The sequence below is a fragment of the Paracidovorax sp. genome, from assembly GCF_057642795.1.
In genome coordinates, this window is the sequence record NZ_JBXYZY010000026.1 from 1 (window position 1) to 951 (window position 951).

2 protein-coding genes are annotated in these 951 nt (G+C 61.7%); one reads left to right on the forward strand and one right to left on the reverse strand.

Annotated elements, in window-relative coordinates:
• Nucleotides 1-259 (reverse strand): flagellin N-terminal helical domain-containing protein (locus AC3A84_RS09390; protein ID WP_487969356.1); only part of this gene is annotated, 259 nt, incomplete at its 3' end.
• 433 nt (nt 260-692) lie between these two features.
• Between AC3A84_RS09390 and AC3A84_RS09395 the strand changes: the two genes are divergently transcribed.
• On the forward strand, nt 693-951 hold a 259-nt coding region (locus AC3A84_RS09395; protein ID WP_487969358.1), incomplete at its 3' end, for a flagellin N-terminal helical domain-containing protein.

A 951-nucleotide genomic window follows, 5' to 3' on the forward strand; every position in this document is an offset into this window, starting at 1 on the left:
TCCCCGAGCCTGCCAGAGCGCCTTCGGCGACTTGCGACAGCGAGATGCCGTCGTTGGCATTGCGCACGGCCTGGTTCAGGCCGCGGATCTGGGAGGTAAAGCGCTCCGAGATGGCCAGGCCGGCGGCGTCGTCCTTGGCGCTGTTGATGCGCAGACCGGAAGACAGGCGCTGGATGGAGGTGTTGAGCGATGCCTGGCTGGTGCCCAGATTGCGCTGGGCGGTCAGGGAACTGATATTGGTGTTGATGGTCGAGGCCATGGTGGAACTCCTGCGAGGCTGGAAACAGTGAACATTTCTGCCGGTTCAAGCATCACCCCCTCCGGCGTCTTTTCGAGCGGCTGACGGAAAGCACCCTTCCGGTGCCGGGGCCTGCGATGCAGGCCCCGGGCAGAACCCCTTCAATGTGGTCCGTCAGTCGCTCTTATGGGAACGATGGACGGATTCTGGCGAGCGGGTGGCGGAGCGTTGGCCCGATAAGAAGCAGAAAAACCGCTCAATCCCTGCGTTTGTTCCTAAAGTTTTCTGGCGCTCTCCCGAAAACCATTCCAACGGGACATGCGAACACGAAGCAACAGTTGGCAAGCCCGCCGTTCAACAGAGGCCTCTGGCGCTGTGAACCCTGAGGCCAGAAGGTTCTGGGCCCAGTTGGCGGTAACGCCAGATCAGTCAGTTCTTTTCAGGAGATTTGCAAATGGCATCCACCATCAACACCAACCTCGCTTCGATGACGGCCCAGCGCAACCTGGGCATGAGCCAGGCATCGCTCAACACTTCGATCCAGCGCCTGTCGTCGGGTCTGCGCATCAACAGCGCCAAGGACGACGCCGCCGGCTTGTCCATCTCGGAGCGCTTTACCTCCCAGATCCGCGGCCTGAACCAGGCCGTGCGCAATGCCAACGACGGCATTTCGCTGGCGCAGACGGCTGAAGGCGCGCTCAAGAGCTCCGGCG